14 protein-coding genes are annotated in these 19,623 nt (G+C 61.8%); 10 read left to right on the top strand and 4 right to left on the bottom strand.

Annotated elements, in window-relative coordinates:
- The first annotated feature begins 3 nt into the window (after positions 1-3).
- Both flgD and flgE read left to right on the top strand, forming a co-directional pair.
- Entirely contained in the window at positions 4-723 is a 720-nt protein-coding gene (gene flgD, locus ACU688_RS01885; RefSeq protein ID WP_448183453.1) for a flagellar hook assembly protein FlgD, read from the top strand.
- A gap of 31 nt (positions 724-754) precedes the next feature.
- Positions 755-2,071, top strand: coding sequence for a flagellar hook protein FlgE (gene flgE / locus ACU688_RS01890; protein ID WP_448183454.1), 1,317 nt, complete (start codon positions 755-757; stop codon positions 2,069-2,071).
- Between the two features lie 375 nt (positions 2,072-2,446).
- Here the strand turns inward: flgE and ACU688_RS01895 are convergent, their stop codons facing one another.
- Positions 2,447-5,341 carry a ribonucleoside-diphosphate reductase subunit alpha gene (locus ACU688_RS01895; protein ID WP_448183455.1) on the bottom strand — a complete coding sequence of 965 codons (2,895 nt, stop codon included), beginning with the start codon at positions 5,339-5,341 and terminating at the stop codon, positions 2,447-2,449.
- 567 nt (positions 5,342-5,908) lie between these two features.
- On the opposite strand from ACU688_RS01895, the gene ACU688_RS01900 reads away from it, so the two are divergent.
- Positions 5,909-6,634, top strand: a complete 726-nt coding sequence (locus ACU688_RS01900) for a response regulator (protein WP_448183456.1) — start codon at positions 5,909-5,911, stop codon at positions 6,632-6,634.
- Positions 6,631-8,241, top strand: coding sequence for an ATP-binding protein (locus ACU688_RS01905; protein WP_448183457.1), 1,611 nt, complete (start codon positions 6,631-6,633; stop codon positions 8,239-8,241). The genes ACU688_RS01900 and ACU688_RS01905 overlap by 4 nt, the downstream gene beginning before the upstream one ends.
- Before the next feature lie 98 nt (positions 8,242-8,339).
- Here the strand turns inward: ACU688_RS01905 and ACU688_RS01910 are convergent, their stop codons facing one another.
- On the bottom strand, positions 8,340-9,056 hold the full coding sequence (locus ACU688_RS01910) for a 4'-phosphopantetheinyl transferase family protein (RefSeq protein ID WP_448183458.1): 717 nt from the start codon (positions 9,054-9,056) through the stop codon (positions 8,340-8,342).
- Between the two features lie 136 nt (positions 9,057-9,192).
- Here ACU688_RS01910 and ACU688_RS01915 point away from each other — a divergent pair, with 136 nt between their 5' ends.
- Genes ACU688_RS01915 through ACU688_RS01925 form a run of 3 tightly spaced genes read left to right on the top strand, consistent with a single transcriptional unit; the run spans position 9,193 to position 11,540 of the window.
- The gene (locus ACU688_RS01915; protein ID WP_448183459.1) at positions 9,193-9,501 is read left to right on the top strand and encodes a hypothetical protein; all 309 of its coding nucleotides are present in this window, start codon (positions 9,193-9,195) and stop codon (positions 9,499-9,501) included.
- 18 nt (positions 9,502-9,519) lie between these two features.
- A complete protein-coding gene (locus tag ACU688_RS01920) occupies positions 9,520-10,197 on the top strand; it encodes a response regulator transcription factor (RefSeq protein WP_207046425.1) in 678 nt (225 codons plus the stop codon).
- Positions 10,194-11,540 carry an ATP-binding protein gene (locus tag ACU688_RS01925; protein WP_448183460.1) on the top strand — a complete coding sequence of 449 codons (1,347 nt, stop codon included), beginning with the start codon at positions 10,194-10,196 and terminating at the stop codon, positions 11,538-11,540. The genes ACU688_RS01920 and ACU688_RS01925 overlap by 4 nt, the downstream gene beginning before the upstream one ends.
- 129 nt (positions 11,541-11,669) lie before the next feature.
- Here the strand turns inward: ACU688_RS01925 and ACU688_RS01930 are convergent, their stop codons facing one another.
- On the bottom strand, positions 11,670-12,668 hold the full coding sequence (locus ACU688_RS01930) for an AraC family transcriptional regulator (protein WP_448183461.1): 999 nt from the start codon (positions 12,666-12,668) through the stop codon (positions 11,670-11,672).
- Positions 12,669-13,007: 339 nt separating this feature from the next.
- Between ACU688_RS01930 and ACU688_RS01935 the strand changes: the two genes are divergently transcribed.
- The 3 genes from ACU688_RS01935 (at position 13,008) to ACU688_RS01945 (ending at position 16,010) form a co-directional block, all read left to right on the top strand.
- Complete coding sequence (locus ACU688_RS01935) at positions 13,008-14,339, top strand: dicarboxylate/amino acid:cation symporter (RefSeq protein WP_017738180.1); 1,332 nt, start codon at positions 13,008-13,010, stop codon at positions 14,337-14,339.
- Positions 14,340-14,475: 136 nt separating this feature from the next.
- Positions 14,476-15,429, top strand: a complete 954-nt coding sequence (locus ACU688_RS01940) for an XdhC family protein (RefSeq protein ID WP_448183462.1) — start codon at positions 14,476-14,478, stop codon at positions 15,427-15,429.
- Positions 15,426-16,010 (top strand): nucleotidyltransferase family protein, encoded by a 585-nt coding sequence (locus ACU688_RS01945; protein WP_448183463.1) that lies wholly within the window; start codon positions 15,426-15,428, stop codon positions 16,008-16,010. Before ACU688_RS01940 ends, ACU688_RS01945 begins: the two co-directional genes overlap by 4 nt.
- Positions 16,011-16,197: 187 nt before the next feature.
- Here the strand turns inward: ACU688_RS01945 and rne are convergent, their stop codons facing one another.
- Positions 16,198-19,338 carry a ribonuclease E gene (rne, locus tag ACU688_RS01950; RefSeq protein WP_448183464.1) on the bottom strand — a complete coding sequence of 1,047 codons (3,141 nt, stop codon included), beginning with the start codon at positions 19,336-19,338 and terminating at the stop codon, positions 16,198-16,200.
- Positions 19,339-19,623: the final 285 nt, after the last annotated feature.

A 19,623-nucleotide genomic window follows, 5' to 3' on the forward strand; every position in this document is an offset into this window, starting at 1 on the left:
ATAATGGCCATTGTTGATACCAGTACCAACACGGCGGTCCAGGACCTTTTCAATTCCAAGGTCAAGACTGCTACGAACAATGTGGCGAGCACCGCCACTGCCGCCACGGGCAACCAGTCCCTGGGCAAGGATGCGTTCCTGCAACTGCTGGTTACGCAGTTGAAGAACCAGAACCCGCTGTCACCCCAGGACAACGGCGCGTTCGTGGCCCAGCTGGCGCAATTCAGCAGCCTGGAAGGCATCAACACCCTGAACGACTCGGTGAATGCGATCTCCAGCAACTTCAGCTCGTCGCAAGCGTTGCAAGCGTCGTCGCTGGTGGGGCGTTCGATCATCACCCAGACCGACAAGGCCCTGGTGGATACGAGCAAGAGTATGACTGGTTCCGTCGCAGTCACCTCGGCGGTGGGCAACGTCTCGGTGAAGATCACCGACAAAGACGGCAATGTGGTACGCACCGTCGATATGGGCGCACAGAGCGCCGGCACGGCCGACTTTATCTGGGATGGCAAGAACGACAAAGGCGAGGTCGCCGCTGCTGGCACTTACACCTTTACCGCCACCACCAAGAATGACAAGGGCGAAGCAGTCGCCCTGGCAACGTCGCTGCCAGCAACGGTCACCAGCGTGACCTTGAGCAAGACCGGCGGCGAAATGCTGCTGAACCTTGCAGGCGGCATGGGCAGCGTCAAGCTGTCGCAAATTCAGACTATCGGTACATAGAGCCGGCTAAATACGGCAGAGGGAGAGAAACATGTCTTTTAACATCGGCCTTAGCGGCCTCTATGCGGCCAACAAACAACTGGACGTGACCGGCAACAACATCGCCAACGTCGCGACCACTGGCTTCAAATCGTCCCGTGCGGAATTCGCGGACATCTACGCGGCGTCCAAGCTCGGCACCGGCCAGAACAGCATCGGCAACGGTGTGAACCTGGCGGCAGTGTCCCAGCAGTTCACCCAAGGTGACGTAAACGGTAGCGGCGGCATCCTGGACATGGCGATCCAGGGCGGCGGCTTCTTCGTACAGAAGGCCAGCGACGGTTCGCTGGAATACACCCGTAGCGGTGCCTTCCGTGCCGACAAAGACGGCTACATCACCAACAACACCGGTACTTCGCGCCTGCAAGGCTATGCGGCTGACGACAATGGCAAGATTGCCAAGGGCGGCCTGGTCGACCTGCAATTGAACCTGGCGAACCTGCCGCCAAAGGCGTCTACCAAGGTGGACTCCACCAGTAACCTGAACTCCTCGGAGCCGGTTATCGATCAGTCCAAGAAGCCGTTTGATCCGCTCAAGACCGATACCTTCACCACGTCCTACAGCACCACGTTGTACGACTCCCAGGGCAATGCCCACCCGATGGTGCAGTACATGGTGAAAACGGACGCCAACGTATGGCAGTCCTACACCTTGATCGATGGTCGCAACCCTGACGGCACGCCGCCTACCGGTACCGATCCGGACATGAAGGCGCCTGTACCTTCGACCGTGACCTTCGATGGTGCCGGTAATCTCAAGAGCATCGTGACGGCTGGTGTCGCGGGCACGACCTTGACCATCAAGGACTGGGTGCCGGGCACCGTGACCGGCGGGGTGTGGAAGGCCAACAACGCGACGGCGAACAAAGACGGCATCGCGGTCAACATGTCCAACATCACCCAGTACAACTCGGCCAGCTACCGTAACCCGCCGATCACCGATGGCTACGCCACCGGCCAGATCACCGGCCTGAAAATCGACGGCAGCGGCGTTCTGTTCGCCACGTTCAGCAACCAGCAGAGCAAGGCCATCGGCCAGATCTCCCTGGCCAGCTTCAACAACGAGCAGGGCCTGCAACCTGCCGGCGGCACGACGTGGAGAGAGACCTTCGCATCGGGCCAGCCGGGCTACGACGCTCCACAAGCCGGCACCCTGGGTTCGATCGTGGCCAACTCCCTGGAGAACTCCAACGTCAACCTGACCAACGAGCTAGTGGACCTGATCAAGGCCCAGAGCAACTACCAGGCGAACGCCAAGACCATCTCCACCCAGAGCACCATCATGCAGACCATCATCCAGATGACCTGATGCGGTAGCGCTCAACAAAAAGCCCCTCATATGAGGGGCTTTTTTGTGGGTGGCGTGTGGGAGCTGGCTTGCCTGCGATAGCTATGTGGCTGACCCACCGCCATCGCAGGCAAGCCAGCTCCCACAGTTGGATGTGTGTCAGGCTCAGGAAGCAGGTACACCGCCAAACCCCTGTGGGAGCGGGCTTGCCCGCGATGGCGGTGTATCAGCCAGAGATGCATTAACTGACAGAGCTATTGCAGGCAAGCCAGCTCCCACAGGTGATTGCATTGCAAGAAGAGGTCTTTGTCATGCCCATAAAAGAAAACCCCCGGCAAACCCAGGGGGCTTGGCGGGGGTTTCAGGTGAGCGCCTGTTGGCGCTCACCGGCTCAGCTTATTGGCAAGCTTCGCAATCCGGCTCATCAATCGCGCAGGCTTTTGGCACTGGCGCCGGGCCGGCAGGGGCGGCGAGAACCGAATCATCACCGTGGTTGCCGCTGGAAACAGCGTTCAGCTTACCGGTGTTGATGGTCGATTTCTCGGTGCTGGTCGCAGCCAGGGCACGGAGGTAGTAAGTGGTTTTCAGGCCACGGTACCAAGCCATGCGGTAGGTCACGTCCAGCTTCTTGCCCGATGCACCGGCGATGTACAGGTTCAGGGACTGGGCCTGGTCGATCCACTTCTGACGACGGCTGGCGGCGTCAACGATCCACTTGGTGTCCACTTCGAAGGCAGTCGCGTAGAGCTCTTTGAGTTCTTGCGGGATGCGCTCGATCTGCTGCACGGAACCGTCGTAGTACTTCAGGTCGTTGATCATGACCGAGTCCCACAGGCCGCGAGCCTTGAGGTCGCGAACCAGGTACGGGTTGATCACGGTGAATTCGCCCGACAGGTTCGATTTCACATACAGGTTCTGGTAGGTCGGTTCGATCGACTGCGATACGCCAGTGATGTTGGCGATGGTTGCGGTCGGTGCGATGGCCATGATGTTGGAGTTACGAATGCCTTTCTGCACACGGGCACGTACCGGCGCCCAGTCCAGGGATTCGTTCAGGTCAACGTCGATGTACTTCTGGCCACGGGCTTCGATCAGGATCTGTTGCGAATCCAGCGGCAGGATGCCCTTGGACCACAGCGAACCCTGGAACGTCTCGTAGGCGCCGCGCTCGTCGGCCAGGTCGCAGGAAGCCTGGATCGCGTAGTAGCTGACCGCTTCCATGGACTTGTCGGCGAACTCGACCGCAGCATCCGAACCATAAGGAATGTGCTGCAGGTACAGCGCGTCCTGGAAGCCCATGATGCCCAGGCCGACCGGACGGTGCTTGAAGTTGGAGTTCTGCGCCTGTGGCACCGAGTAGTAGTTGATGTCGATCACGTTATCGAGCATGCGCACTGCGGTGTTGACGGTACGTTCCAGCTTGGCGGTGTCCAGCTTGCCGTTGACGATGTGGTTCGGCAGGTTGATCGAGCCCAGGTTGCAAACGGCGATCTCGTCCTTGTTGGTGTTCAAGGTGATCTCGGTGCACAGGTTCGAGCTGTGGACCACGCCCACGTGCTGCTGCGGGCTGCGCAGGTTGCACGGGTCTTTGAAGGTCAGCCATGGGTGGCCGGTTTCAAACAGCATGGACAGCATTTTGCGCCACAGGTCTTTGGCCTGGATGGTCTTGAACAGCTTGATCTTGCCCGGGTACTGGGACAGGGCTTCGTAGTACTCGTAGCGCTCTTCGAAGGCCTTGCCGGTCAGGTCGTGCAGGTCTGGTACTTCGGAAGGCGAGAACAGGGTCCACTGGCCGTCGTCGAAGACACGCTTCATGAACAGGTCAGGGATCCAGTTGGCGGTGTTCATGTCGTGGGTACGACGACGATCATCACCGGTGTTCTTGCGCAGCTCGATGAACTCTTCAATGTCCATGTGCCAGGTTTCCAGGTAGGCACACACAGCGCCTTTGCGCTTGCCGCCCTGGTTGACCGCTACGGCGGTGTCGTTGACGACTTTCAGGAACGGTACAACGCCCTGGGACTTGCCGTTGGTGCCCTTGATGTACGAACCCAGTGCGCGCACCGGGGTCCAGTCGTTGCCCAGGCCGCCAGCGAATTTGGACAACATGGCGTTGTCGTGGATCGCGTGGTAGATGCCCGACAGGTCATCCGGCACGGTGGTCAGGTAGCAGCTGGACAGCTGTGGACGCAGGGTACCGGCGTTGAACAGTGTCGGTGTGGACGACATGTAGTCGAAGGACGACAACAGGTTGTAGAACTCGATGGCGCGGTCTTCTTTGTGCTTCTCTTCAATCGCCAGGCCCATGGCCACGCGCATGAAGAACACTTGCGGCAGTTCGAAGCGGATACCGTCCTTGTGGATGAAGTAACGGTCGTACAGGGTTTGCAGGCCCAGGTACGTGAACTGCTGGTCGCGCTCGTGGTTGATTGCCTTGCCGAGCTTTTCCAGGTCAAAGGTGGCCAGGATCGGGTTCAGCAATTCGAATTCGATACCTTTCGCGATATAGGCTGGAAGCGCCTTGGCGTACAGGTCGGCCATCTCGTGGTGGGTGGCGCTGTCGGCAACGCCGAGGAAACCCAGGCCTTCGGCACGCAGGGTGTCCATCAGCAGGCGCGCGGTCACGAACGAGTAGTTCGGCTCACGTTCAACCAGGGTACGGGCGGTCATCACCAGGGCGGTGTTGACGTCGGTCAGGGCCACGCCGTCGTACAGGTTCTTCAGGGTTTCGCGCTGGATCAGGTCACCATCGACTTCTTCCAGGCCTTCGCAGGCCTCGGTGATGATGGTGTTCAGGCGGCCCAGGTCCAGCGGTGCAAACGTACCGTCGGCCAGGGTGATGCGGATGGACGGGTGAGCTTGCACGGCGGCTTCTTCGGCCGGGGTGCGCACGGCGCGCTCTTTGGAGCGGGCGTCACGGTAGATCACGTAGTCGCGTGCCACTTTCTGCTCGCCGGCACGCATCAGGGCCAGTTCGACCTGGTCCTGGATTTCTTCGATGTGGATGGTGCCGCCCGATGGCATGCGACGCTTGAAGGTCGCGGTGACTTGTTCGGTCAGGCGGGCAACAGTGTCGTGGATACGCGACGAAGCGGCAGCGGTGCCGCCTTCAACTGCAAGAAACGCTTTGGTGATGGCGACGGTGATTTTGTCATCGGTGTAAGGAACGACAGTGCCGTTACGCTTGATCACGCGCAGTTGGCCAGGTGCGGTGGCGGACAGATCCAGGTTCGAATCAGCGGCCTGCGTCACGGAGCCTTGCGGGTTCTCGCGAGTTGTGTCGGTTTGCATGGGGGGTTGTCTCCACGTTCTATATTTGATTGCGAGTGCCAGGCTCTTCCTGCAACACCCGTACCGTTTTCCATATCGGGGAATGGGAAACAGCTGCCATCCGCGTGAGCGGTTTGGTCTACTGAAAAATCGGTTGGTTCCCTACTGCGCTAGCAATAAAACCCTTGAATTTCGAACCACTTGTGTGGTTGGGCGATTTGGTCAAAAACCCCACATATAGGGTCTGTCGTGTCGCCGAGGTACAAGATAATGCGTTTCGGAAGGGTTGGCAACGCAGTAACCTGTGGATAACGCTGTGGGTAAAATGTGTATGAAAGGTCCAATCAGCGTGTAGGCCGCATTACTGCTGCGTTACGCCGTTTGTCATGAAATATTTCCGGCTCAAAACCGCTGGGCCATTTTCGAAGGGCGCGAACCCTATCACAAATTATCGCGATCACCGAATGGATTTCCCGCCTTGTGCTACAGGCCGTGAGCATGGCTACAATCGGCCTCTGTTATGCCCTCAAAAGATTACAAATAAGCTGTGCTATCTCGACAACTTTCTAATAACAACGAGGACCACCCGTGGAGCAAGAAGCCTGGCAAATACTGATCGTCGAGGACGACGAGCGATTGGCCGAGTTGACCCGTGATTACCTGGAAAGCAACGGCCTGCGCGTCTCGGTGGAAGGCGACGGCGCCCTGGCCGCGGCGCGGATCATCGCCGAACAACCCGACCTGGTGATCCTCGACCTCATGCTCCCCGGCGAAGATGGCTTGAGCATCTGCCGCAAGGTGCGCGAGCGCTACGACGGCGTGATCCTGATGCTCACCGCCCGCACCGACGACATGGATCAGGTGCTCGGCCTGGACATGGGCGCCGACGACTACGTGTGCAAACCCGTGCGCCCACGCCTCTTATTGGCGCGCATCCAGGCCCTGCTGCGGCGCAGCGAGCCAACCGAGCCCGCCATCGTCGAAAACCAGCGCCGCCTGCAATTCGGCCCGCTGGTGGTGGACAACGCCCTGCGCGAGGCCTGGTTGCAGGACGGCAGTATCGAGCTGACCAGCGCCGAGTTCGACCTTTTATGGCTGTTGGTGGCGAATGCCGGGCGCATCCTGTCCCGCGAAGAAATCTTCATCGCCCTGCGCGGCATCGGCTACGACGGCCAGGACCGCTCCATTGATGTGCGCATCTCGCGCATCCGCCCAAAAATAGGCGACGACCCCATCCACCCGCGCCTGATCAAGACCATCCGCAGCAAAGGCTATCTGTTCGTCCCCGAAGCCGCCGCCGACATGCCGCTGTGAACTCGATCTTCCTGCGCATCTATGGCGGCATGTGCGCGGCCCTGATCCTGGTGGCGCTGCTGGGCGTGCTGGCCCTGCACCTGCTCAACGAGGTGCGCAGCGGCCAGTACCGCGAGCGGCTGGCCCACGGCACCTTTGCGCTGATGGGCGACAACCTCAAGCCGATGAGCCCCATCGAGCGCCAGCGCGCCCTGGCGGTCTGGGAGCGCTTGCTCGGCATTCCCCTGGAACTGCGCAGCCTCAGCGATGCGCAGTTGGACCTGAGCCAGCGCAACCGCCTGCAACGCGGCCAGGTCCTGGTGCAGCAGACCGGCCCCCATGCGGCGCGGGTGCTGCGCCTGGTCAGCGAGCAGGAGTCGCTGGTGTTGACCGGCGAAGTGCAGCAGATCAGCGAACAATTGGCCCGTGCGACGATTTACCTGCTGGCCGATGAACTGGTGCGCTACCCCGTCGCCGAACAGCCGCAACGCCTGGCCGACCTGAAGGAAGCCAAGGGTTTTGGTTTCGAGATGCACCTGATGGCCCTCGACCAGGCCGATATGGATGACGATCAGCGCCGTCGCGTCGCGGAAGGCGACACGGTGATGGCCCTGGGCAAGGGCGGCGATTCGATCCGCGTGTTTGCCGGCATGGTCGGCACGCCGTGGGTGTTGGAAATCGGCCCGTTGTATCAAATGAGCCCTTACCCGCCGCAATGGCTGATCCTCATCGCGTTGATCGGCCTGACCCTGATCGGCTTGATCGTCTATCTATTGGTACGCCAGCTGGAGCGGCGCCTCAAAGGCCTGGAAGCCGCCGCCACACGCATCGCCAAGGGCAACCTGGAAGTGCGCGTGCCCGCCCGTGGCGCCGACTCGGTGGGGCGCCTGGCGGCGGCCTTTAATGGCATGGCCGAGCACTTGCAGCAATTGCTGGCGATCCAGCGCGAACTGGTGCGTGCCGTGTCCCACGAATTGCGCACACCGGTGGCGCGCCTGCGTTTCGGCCTGGAGATGGTCGGCGAGGCCACCACGCCGGAAGCGCGGCACAAATACCTGGAGGGCATGGACAGCGACATCCAGGACCTCGATGGCCTGGTGGACGAAATGCTCACCTATGCGCGCCTGGAGCAGGGCGCGCCGGAGCTGAATTTCCAGCGCGTCGACCTCAGTGCGTTGCTCGACCAGGTGATCGGCGAATTATCGCCACTTCGCCCGCAGGTCTCGGTCAGCCGGGGCATTTGCCTGTCCTCGGCGCATTGGGACGACGCCTGGGTCGAAGCCGAGCCGCGCTACCTGCACCGTGCCCTGCAAAACCTGGTGAGCAACGCCATGCGGCACGCCCAGGGCCGGGTGATGATCAGTTATCAGGTGGGGCAGGTGCGTTGCCGCATTGATGTGGAAGACGACGGCCCGGGAGTGCCGGAAAGCGCCTGGGAGCGCATCTTCACGCCGTTCTTGCGCCTGGACGACAGCCGCACCCGCGCATCGGGCGGGCATGGGTTGGGGTTGTCGATTGTGCGGCGGATTATCTATTGGCATGGCGGGCGGGCGTTGATTGGCAAGAGCAACAACCTGGGTGGCGCTTGCTTCAGTTTGAGTTGGCCCAGGGATCAGGAGAAACCTTGAGGCCCTCATCGCAGCCAAGCCAGCTCCCACAGTTGACTGCATTCCAAAGTTGAAACTCGGTCAACTGTGGGAGCTGGCTTGCCTGCGATAGCGATCTATCAAGCGCCGACAGCCACCAGACTCAACAGCTGCCCATCCGCCACCACAAACTGGCCCACCAACTCCTTGCCAAAACACCACTCACTGGACAGATCCGTCAGCAACCGCAACCGCACAGCCCCCGATTCATCCCACTCCACCACCTCGGCATGCTCAAAATAAAAACGCTTCTGCACAATCGGGTAGAGCGCCTTGAACAAACTCTCCTTGGCCGAAAACGTCAGCGTCACCAGCAGCGCGTGCTGTTCACGCGGCACATCGGCCATGCGCTTGAGCTCGTCGGCAGTGAGTATTTCCCCCGCCAGGCGCTCCGCCCGTTCCAGCGGCATCACATTCTCCAGGTCCATCCCCAGCCCGCGCCATTGTGCCTTATGCCCGACAATCGCTGCCGCATGCCCGGTGCTGTGGGTAATGGAGCCGCTGATATGCCCAGGCCACACCGGTGCGCGGTCGTCTCCGATGGCGGGGATGCAGTCGAGCTGATCCAGTTGTTGCAACGCCGCACGCGCACACAGGCGGCCGGCCAGAAATTCGGCCTGGCGCTTGGCTACTGAGCGCTGGATGCTCGGCGGTGGCGGCACGGCGCTGCGTTGGAAGTCGCCATCGGCCAGCAAGGCCGGGTCGAAGCGCGTACTCAGCAGTACCGTGCCGGGCAAGGGGGCGGGCAGTGGCCAATGGGCGTCGAGTGGGGTGCAGCAAGCGGGTAGGGGCGTCATGGGCGCTATTTTGCCGAGTTGCGGCACCGGCGGATAGCCCGCAGCGGTTCAGGTGCGGTTCAGAGCCCGTTCAGGGGGAGTTCAGGGGCGCCTGCGTAGTCTGGCCTCAACCGCCAAACGCGTAGAGGTAAGCACCATGACTGCGATGAAAAAGCTGATGTTGGCGTTGACCATGCTCAGTGCCACCTCTGGGGCCCAGGCCGTCGACGGCTTCTTTCCGGCATTTGGCAGCGAGAAGACCAAGAAATCCAGCACGCTGATCCAGCGTGTCAGCTTCGAAGACGCCGGCAGCCAGCCCACGCCGTGGGGCCAATCTCTGGGCTTCACTGCCCCTCAGCCGGCGTACCGCACTGGCTACGAACACCTGACGGGCCACTACAATGGCACTAAACTGCGCCCGCAAGACCTGCAGGGCCGCTATGATATCCCTCTGTCGGACAGTTGATTTGCTTTGGAGAGCCTTATGAAATTGCTGGTGGTGGAAGATGAGGCGCTGCTGCGTCATCACCTGTTGACCCGCCTGACCGACAGCGGACACGTGGTTGAAGCTGTGGCCAATGCCGAAGAGGCGCTGTACCAGACCGGCCAATTCAACCATGACCTGGCGATCATCGACCTCGGCCTGCCCGGCATGGGCGGCCTGGACCTGATCCGCCAGTTGCGCACCCAGGCCAAGACCTTTCCGATCCTGATCCTCACCGCGCGCGGCAACTGGCAGGACAAGGTTGAAGGCCTCGCCGCCGGCGCCGACGACTACGTGGTCAAGCCGTTCCAGTTCGAAGAGCTGGAAGCGCGCATGAACGCGCTGCTGCGCCGTTCCAGCGGGTTTACCCAGTCGACCATCGTGGCCGGGCCGTTGATGCTCGACCTCAACCGCAAGCAGGCGTCCCTCGACGAACAACCGCTGGCGCTGACGGCCTACGAATACCGCATCCTCGAATACCTCATGCGTCATCACCAGCAGGTGGTCGCCAAGGACCGCCTGATGGAGCAGCTCTACCCGGATGACGACGAGCGCGATCCAAACGTCATCGAAGTATTGGTCGGCCGCCTGCGCCGCAAGCTGGAAGGCCCGGCAGGGTTCAAGCCGATCGACACCGTGCGCGGCCTGGGCTACCTGTTCAATGAGCGCTGCCGTTGATTCGCTCGCTACGCGTGCGCCTGATGCTGGCGGCCGCCACCCTGGCCGTGCTGTTTATGCTGGGCTTGCTCCCCGCGATGCAAGGCGCGTTCAGCCTGGCGTTGCAGGATTCCATCGAGCAACGCCTGGCGTCGGACGTCACCACGCTGATCTCCGCCGCGCGGGTGGAAAACAACCGCCTGCTGATGCCGGCGCAGTTGCCCGACGAACGTTTCAACCTCACTGACAGCCGCCTGCTCGGTTATATCTACGACCGCGAGGGCCATCTGGTATGGCGCTCGCGGGCGACCAAAGAAGAAAACATCAACTACAAGCCGCGCTACGACGGGCGCGGTAATGAGTTTGCGCGGATTCGCGAGGCCAATGGCCAGGAATTCTTCGTCTATGACGTGGAGGTCAAGCTGCTCGGTGGCAAGAGCGCGGCGTTCAGTATCGTTGCCCTGCAACCGGTGCGTGAGTACCAGCTGACCCTCGAAGGCCTGCGGGAAAACCTCTACCTGGGTTTCGGCGCGGCCTTGCTGGTGCTGTTGACGTTGCTGTGGCTGGGCTTGACCTGGGGCCTGCAAGCCTTGCGGCGCTTGAGCCAGGAACTGGACCAGATCGAAGGCGGCACCCGCGAGAGTCTTTCCGAAGAACACCCGCGTGAATTGCTGCGCCTCACCGGCTCCCTCAACCGTTTGCTCGCCAGCGAGCGCGAGCAACGGGCGCGTTATCGCGATTCCCTGGATGACCTGGCCCACAGCCTGAAAACCCCGCTCGCCGTGTTGCAAGGCGTCAGCGAAGACATGGCCCAGCGCCCCGAAGACCGCGATCAGGCCTGGGTGCTGCAATCGCAGATCGAGCGCATGAGCCAACAGATCAGCTATCAATTGCAGCGCGCCAGCCTGCGCAAAAGCGGCCTGGTGCGCCACCAGGTGCGTCTGGAACCGGTGTTGCAAAGCCTGTGCGACACGTTGGACAAGGTCTACCGCGACAAGCGCGTCACCGTGGCCTTCGACTTGCCGGACGAGTGCTATGTGCCGATCGAGAAGGGCGCTTTGCTGGAAATGCTCGGCAACCTGCTGGAAAACGCCTATCGCCTGTGTTTGAGCGAAGTGCGCATCCGCGTGGTGGAAAGCCTCGAAGGCAGCGAGTTATGCATTGAAGATGATGGGCCGGGTGTACCGCCGGACCAGCGCGCGCGGATTCTGCAACGGGGCGAACGGCTGGACCGCCAGCATCCGGGGCAGGGGATCGGGTTGGCGGTGGTCAAGGACATCATAGAGAGTTACGGCGCGCGGCTGACCTTGGGGGATTCGCCGTTGGGTGGAGCGGCGTTCAAGATTCATTTTCCGGCTTTGTGATTTCCTTTGGCTGTACTGGCCTCATCGCAGGCAAGCCAGCTCCCACATTCGACCGCGTTCCAAATTTGAAATGCAGTCAACTGTGGGAGCGGGCTTGCCCGCGATGAGGCCCTCCCATCCAACATGTCTCTAACTCTCCTGCGCCCGATAAGCCCCCGGCGTCACCCCCGTCCACTTCTTGAACGCCCGGTGAAACGCCGACGGCTCGGAAAACCCCAACTGCTCGGCAATCTCCTGCAACGACAAATCCGCCCGCCCCAAATGATAGATGGCGATGTCCCGCCGCAGCTCATCCTTGAGTGCCTGGAAGCTGGTGCCTTCCTCACGCAGATGCCTGCGCAGCGTCTGCGGGCTGATGTGCAGGTGCTGGGCGACCGCTTCCAGATCCGGCCAGGGCGTGCGGTCGCGGCTCAGCAGGCGGCGTAGCTGGCTGCTCAAGCTGTCGCCTTCGTCCGGCCGTGACAGCAGGTCGGCCGGTGAGCGCTCCAGGAAGTGCTTGAGCGTGCGCTCATCCTGCAACAGCGGCAGGCTCAGGTAGCGCGCGGGAAACACCAGGCTGCTGTGCGGTGCGCCGAATTCCAGGGCGCAGGGAAACAGCAGGTCGTATTCGCTGGCGTGGGCCGGCATCGGGTAACTGAATGTGGCCTGGTGCAGGCGGATGCGCTGACCAATCAGCCAGCTGCCGAGGCGATGCCAGATCACTAGCAGGCATTCGCTCAGGAAGTGATCCGGGTCCCATAGTGTTGAGTCGTCCAGGCTCAAGCAGGCCATGTCGCCGTCGCGCGTCAGCTGCCAGCGCGGGCCCTGTGGGAATAGGCTATAAAATAATAAGCCGCGCTCCAGCGCCTTCTCCAGGGTGCGGCAGTGGATCAGCGCGTGGCACATCATGGCGAAGGTGCCGCGCTTGCTCGGGCCTTCGGCGAAGCCCAGGTATTCGTCATCCAGCCCCAGCCAGAGCATCTGCAACAACCGGGTGAATTGCTCGGGGGCAATGCGCGCGCGCGGTTTGCTCAGCAGTTCCGGGGTGATCCCCACCTGCTGCAACAGCCCCGAATAGTCGTAACCCGCCCGGCGCGCACCGCCGAGCGCGGCCCTGGCGTAGTGACTGGCGATGGTACGTTCACGCATGCGAAGGCCTCGTCCATGGAGTGGCGGATGTTAGCCACCGGCGGATGGGGCGACAAGGCGGATATCCGCCAAATTGTAGGACGGGATTGGATGAGCGGGCGGAAATCCGCCACCTGATTCGGCGCCATGGACGGCGCCTGAAAACCCGCAACCCTGATGTCTAAAGGCCTTCAGGCATTTTGCGCAAAGTGGCACGGCGTTTGCGATAAGGACTACAGCGCAGGCCTGGACCTACAGGCTTCGCAAACAACAAATCCCTCCAGTGCAGGAGGGTTCGCAATTGAAGTGTCGTGGGCAATGGCGGATCTTTGCCACACGGGACGATTGAGGAACTTTGCAATGACGACTCGTCAGCCAATCTACAAATCCCTGTATTTCCAGGTGATCGTTGCCATCGTAATCGGCATTTTGCTCGGTCACTTCTACCCGGACACCGGCGTGGCCCTCAAGCCGCTGGGTGACGGGTTTATCAAACTGATCAAAATGGTCATCGCCCCGATCATCTTCTGCACCGTTGTCAGCGGCATCGCTGGCATGCAAAGCATGAAATCGGTGGGCAAGACCGGCGGCTACGCGCTGCTGTACTTCGAAATCGTTTCCACCGTCGCGCTGCTGATCGGCCTGATCGTGGTAAACGTTGTGCAACCGGGCGCCGGCATGCACATCGACGTAGCGACCCTGGATGCTTCCAAAGTCGCGGCCTACGTGACCGCCGGTAAAGACCAGAGCATCGTCGGCTTTATCCTCAACGTTATCCCGAACACCATCGTCGGCGCCTTCGCCAACGGCGACATCCTGCAAGTGCTGATGTTCTCGGTGATCTTCGGTTTCGCCCTGCACCGCCTGGGTGCCTACGGCAAGCCAGTACTGGACTTCATCGATCGCTTCGCCCACGTGATGTTCAACATCATCAACATGATCATGAAGCTCGCGCCAATCGGTGCGCTGGGCGCCATGGCGTTCACCATCGGTGCCTACGGCGTCGGTTCGCTGGTGCAGTTGGGCCAGTTGATGATCTGCTTCTACATCACCTGCATCCTGTTCGTGCTGGTCGTGCTGGGCGGTATCTGCCGCGCTCACGGTTTCAGCGTGATCAAGCTGATCCGCTACATCCGTGAAGAGCTGTTGATCGTACTGGGTACTTCCTCCTCCGAATCCGCACTGCCACGCATGCTGATCAAGATGGAGCGTCTGGGCGCGAAGAAATCCGTAGTAGGCCTGGTGATTCCAACGGGCTACTCCTTCAACCTCGACGGTACTTCGATCTACCTGACCATGGCTGCCGTGTTCATCGCCCAGGCGACTGACACCCACATGGACATCACCCACCAGATCACCTTGCTGCTGGTGCTGCTGCTGTCCTCCAAAGGCGCTGCTGGCGTGACCGGTTCGGGCTTCATCGTACTGGCTGCCACCCTGTCGGCCGTAGGCCACCTGCCGGTTGCTGGCCTGGCGCTGATCCTGGGTATCGACCGCTTCATGTCCGAAGCCCGCGCACTGACCAACCTGGTGGGTAACGCCGTTGCCACCATCGTTGTGGCCAAGTGGGTCAAGGAACTGGACACCGACAAGCTGCAAAGCGAGCTGGCGTCTGGCGGTACCGGTATCTCGGAAACCCGCGAACTGGACGACCTGGGCGTGGCCGAAGGCCCTGCACCGACCGTCAAGTAAGGCGCTGATGGCGTGAACTGACGCCCACCGCTACGCACAAACGCCCCGACCTGTTCGGGGCGTTTGCGTTTCTGGCGGTTTATTTGTTTTACAGTGAGTGAATCGGTTTTTTGTTGTGACGCCTGCTGGAGGTTTGATGGACAGCGTGGATCTGAATGTCCTGCGCAGCGTGCTCGAATGGCGCCGCGCCGGGCAGCGTGTGGTGTTGTACAGCGTCGTGCAGACCTGGGGCAGTGCGCCGCGGCCACCGGGGGCGATGTTGGCCTTGCGCGGCGACGGGGTGGTGATTGGCTCGGTGTCCGGTGGTTGTATCGAGGATGACTTGATCGCCCGGCTGTACGACGGCCGCCTGGCTGATGATGGGCCGCCCGTGCAGTTGGTGACCTACGGCGTCACCCGCGATGAGGCGGCGCGCTTTGGCCTGCCGTGCGGCGGCACCTTGCGCCTGACCGAGGAGCGGGTGGAGGAGTGGGCGTGGGTGGCAGAGCTGCTGGCGCGTTGCGAGGATCATCAAATGGTCGCTCGCGAGCTGAACCTGAGCACCGGCGAGGTCACGCTGAGCGCCGCGAGCAAGGCCGATGCGCTGACGTTCGACGGCGAACGCCTGCGCGCCATCTACGGCCCGCGCTGGCGCCTGCTGTTGATCGGCGCCGGCCAGTTGTCGCGCTATGTGGCGCAAATGGCGCGGCTGCTGGATTTCGAGGTGTTGATCTGCGACCCGCGTACCGAGTTCGTCCACGGCTGGGAAGAACAGCACGGCCGCTTTGTCCCGGGCATGCCTGACGAAGCAGTGCTGACCATCCAGACCGACGAGCGCACAGCCATCGTCTGCCTGACCCATGATCCGCGCCTCGATGATATGGCGTTGCTCACGGCGCTCAATTCTGACGCGTTCTATATCGGCGCCCTCGGGTCGCGGGTCAACAGCCAGAAACGCCGCGAAGACCTGGCAGCACTGGGGTTGTCGGCGCAGGCGATTGCGCGCTTGCACGGGCCGATTGGCGTGTACATCGGCAGCCATACGCCGGCGGAGATTGCCTTGTCGTTGTTGGCGCAAATTGTGGCGATCAAGAATGGTGTGGCGGCGTGACGGTCACGGCAATTGTGCTGGCGGCGGGGCAGGGCAGCCGGTTCCGGGCCGAGGCAGGCCAGGACAAGTTGCTCGCGGATTGCGTGGGCCTGGACGGCGTGACGCGCTCGGTGATCGAACAGGTGTTGTTGAATCTGCCTGCACGCATTGTGCGGCGCTGGGTGGTGACCTTGCCGGAGCGGCTTGAGGTCATTCGTTTGGCCAAAGCCTATGGTTGCGAGGTGCTCCTGTTGGAGTCGGCAGGTATGGGCGATAGCCTGGCGGCGGCGGTTGCGGCCAGCGGCGCGGCGGAGGGTTGGCTGGTGGTGTTGGGGGATATGCCGTTCATTCGGTCGGCGAGTATTGAGCGGGTGATCGATGGACTGGTCGTCGACGGCATCAGTGTGCCGGTGCAGGCGGGGCAGTACGGGCATCCCGTGGCGTTTGGCCGGGCGTTTGGGTCGGGGTTGATGGCGCTGAGCGGTGATCGTGGGGCCAGGTCGTTGTTTGCGCGGGCGGCGGTGCATGAGGTTGTGGTGGATGATCCCGGTGTGCTGTGGGATGTGGACGTGCCGCAGTCGTTGAACTTCAAACCGATTTGAATGTGGGAACACGGCTTGTGTGGGAGCTGGCTTGCCTGCGATAGCGGTCTGTCAGTAAGCGATGTGCTGACTGAACCACCGCTATCGCAGGCAAGCCAGCTCCCACATTGGATCTCCAGCGTTTTGCAGGACGCATAAAAAAGCCCCGCCTGATCTCTCAGGCGGGGCTTTTTAGTCGCTGATGGAATCAGACGAGAGGTTTGGTCTCGTGTTCTGCTTCCTGTGCAGCGGCGGCTGCCGCTGCTTCAGCTTCCTTGCGACGACGACGCACTTCACGTGGGTCGTTCGGCGCACGGCCGTTTTCGGTCAGGGCGCTGGCCGGAGCTGCTTCAATCACCACGGCGGCGACCTCGGCAACCACTGCCACTTCAACCACTGGCGCAGGCTCGACCACCGGTGCAGGTTCAGCCACTGGCGCAGGTTCTGCTACCACGACTTCTTCGGCAACCGGAGCCGGCGCTTCTTCTACCACTGGGGCAGGCGCTGGCGCTTCAACCGGAGCGGCAGGTTCGGCAGTCCACTGGAAGGCGGTCTGTTCTTCACGAACTTCGCGCACTTCTGGAGCCGCTTCGACAACCGGGGCTTCAACCACCGCTTCAACCGCTGGCTCAGGCTCAACCACTGGGGTTGGCTCAACCGCAACCACTTCAACGGCTGGCAGGGTTTCCTGAACCGGTGCAACTTCCACGTCGGCAACAACCGGCGCTTCGATTGGGGTGATGGCTTCCACGACTGGCGCTTCAACCGCCGGCGCTTCTACCACTGGGGTTTCGGCGACTGGCGCTTCAACTGCGGCGGTTTCTTCGACGGCAGCGGTAGCGCGTTCAGCTTGCTCGTGCGCCTGGGCTTCAGCAGGTGCGCTGATGACCGAGCTGGCAACGGCGGCGGTTACGGCCAGGCCGGCAGCCAGTTCGGTGCCAGTGGCTTCGCCGGTGGCGGCTTCGGCGTTCTCGCCGGCTTCTTCCGAGCCTTCGATCACGTTGCCGTTGGCATCACGCTGACGCTCACGACGGTTGCTGCGGCGACGCTGGCCACGGGAGCGGCGGCGTGGGCGATCGCCTTCGGCGCCGTCTTGACCGTCTTCCTGCGACTGCTCTTCAGCGGTCAGCACTTCTTCGTCTTCGCTGGCAGCGGCTTGCTCGGCACGCGGCTGACGCTCTTCACGCGGTGGGCGTGGAGCACGTTCTTCACGTGGCGCGCGTTCTTCGCGTGGCTGGCGAGCCGGGCGCTCTTCAGCAACAGCGGCGGCGCCAGCAGCGGCAACAGCCGGTGCTGCGTCCAGCGGCTCGCGCAGTTCACGCACACGTTCTTCACGCTCGCCACGTGGCTTGCGATCTTCACGCGGGGCGCGTGGAGTGCGTGGTGCGCGTTCTTCACGCGGTGCACGTTCTTCGCGGGCTACGGCTGGGGTTTCTTCACGGGCTTCACGTGGGGCACGTTCTTCACGCGGTGCGCGTTCTTCACGTGGCGCACGCTCTTCGCGCGGCTTGCGTTCTTCGTCACGGCGACCGTTGCGGTTACGGCTCTGTTGGCGACCGTTGCGACGCTCTTCGTTGCGTGCTGGACGCTCGGCGGCCGGTTTCTCAACCACAACCGGAGCAGCAGGCTCTTCTTTAGTGGCGAACAGGCTGACCAGCGACTTCACCAGGCCCTTGAACAGGCTCGGCTCAGGCAGCGCGGCCGGCGCGGCAACCGGTGCGGCAACTTCGGTCGGAACCGGAGCGTTGGCGCGGGCCGGGGCAGTCTTGACCGCTGCTTCCTGGCGAACCAGGGTGCGGGTCGCGGCGGCTGGCTGGACTTCTTCCACTTCGGCTGCGGCAGCGGCGATTTCGTAGCTGGACTGGCCGCTGTGGGCTTCCGGGCTGTCGTCACGCAGGCGCTGTACTTCGAAGTGCGGCGTCTCGAGGTGATCGTTCGGCAGGATCACGATACGGGCACGGGTGCGCAGTTCGATCTTGGTGATCGAGTTGCGTTTTTCGTTGAGCAGGAAGGCTGCAACCGGGATCGGCACTTGCGCGCGGACTTCGGCGGTGCGGTCTTTCAGGGCTTCTTCTTCGATCAGGCGCAGGATCGCCAGGGACAGCGATTCAACGTCACGGATGATGCCGGTGCCGTTGCAACGCGGGCAGACGATGCCGCTGCTTTCGCCCAGGGATGGACGCAGGCGCTGACGGGACATTTCCAGCAGGCCGAAGCGCGAGATACGGCCGACTTGTACGCGGGCACGGTCGGCTTCCAGGCATTCGCGGACTTTCTCTTCCACGGCGCGCTGGTTCTTGGCTGGGGTCATGTCGATGAAGTCGATCACGATCAGGCCGCCGATATCACGCAGGCGCAGCTGGCGGGCGATTTCTTCAGCCGCTTCCAGGTTGGTCTGCAGGGCGGTTTCTTCGATGTCGCTGCCTTTCGTGGCGCGCGCCGAGTTGATGTCGATGGACACCAGGGCTTCGGTCGGGTCGATCACGATGGAGCCGCCGGAAGGCAGTTCGACCACGCGCTGGAAGGCGGTCTCGATCTGGCTTTCGATCTGGAAACGGTTGAACAGCGGCACGCTGTCTTCGTACAGCTTGATCTTGCTGGCGTACTGCGGCATCACCTGGCGGATGAAGGTCAGGGCTTCGTCCTGGGCTTCAACGCTGTCGATCAGCACTTCGCCGATGTCCTGGCGCAGGTAGTCGCGGATGGCGCGGATGATCACGTTGCTTTCCTGGTAGATCAGGAACGGCGCGGAACGATCCAGGGACGCTTCTTTGATGGCGGTCCACAGTTGCAGCAGGTAGTCGAGGTCCCACTGCATTTCTTCGCTGCTGCGGCCCAGGCCGGCAGTGCGCACGATCAGGCCCATGTCGGCGGGTGCGATCAGGCCGTTCAGCGCTTCACGCAGTTCGTTGCGCTCTTCGCCTTCGATGCGACGGGAAATACCGCCGGCACGTGGGTTGTTCGGCATCAGGACCAGGTAACGGCCAGCCAGGCTGATGAAGGTGGTCAGGGCTGCGCCCTTGTTGCCACGTTCTTCTTTTTCGACCTGGACGATGACTTCCTGGCCTTCGCTCAGGACGTCCTTGATGTTCACGCGACCTTCAGGGGCTTTCTTGAAGTATTCGCGGGAGATTTCTTTAAGGGGCAGGAAGCCGTGGCGCTCGGAGCCGAAATCGACAAAGGCAGCCTCAAGGCTTGGTTCGATGCGAGTAATACGGCCTTTATAGATGTTGGCCTTCTTTTGCTCGCGTGCACCGGATTCGATGTCCAGGTCGTAGAGGCGTTGGCCATCTACCAGTGCAACACGCAACTCTTCGGGTTGAGTTGCGTTAATCAGCATTCTTTTCATGTTGTACCGTCGGTTTCCGGGCTGCCGGAAACGGCGTTCGGCACACACGACTTCTCACGGTCGGTGTCAGGTGCGTCAAGAGTGGTTGGCCACTCCAGTGTCCAGCAAATACAGGCCAATTGGGCCGGTATCGCGACGGACGCGTCCTGCTTGTTAGCGGTGGTGACAAAGGCACCACTTCAACAAAAGCTAAGGTCAGGAGGAGGAATCAACCGGCGACTGTGGACGAGATGAAGCGTCTAAATATAAGCCTAGTGCTACACGGTCCGACGGTTGTGCATCTCC

It is taken from the genome of Pseudomonas acericola (SeqCode), from assembly GCF_053456465.1.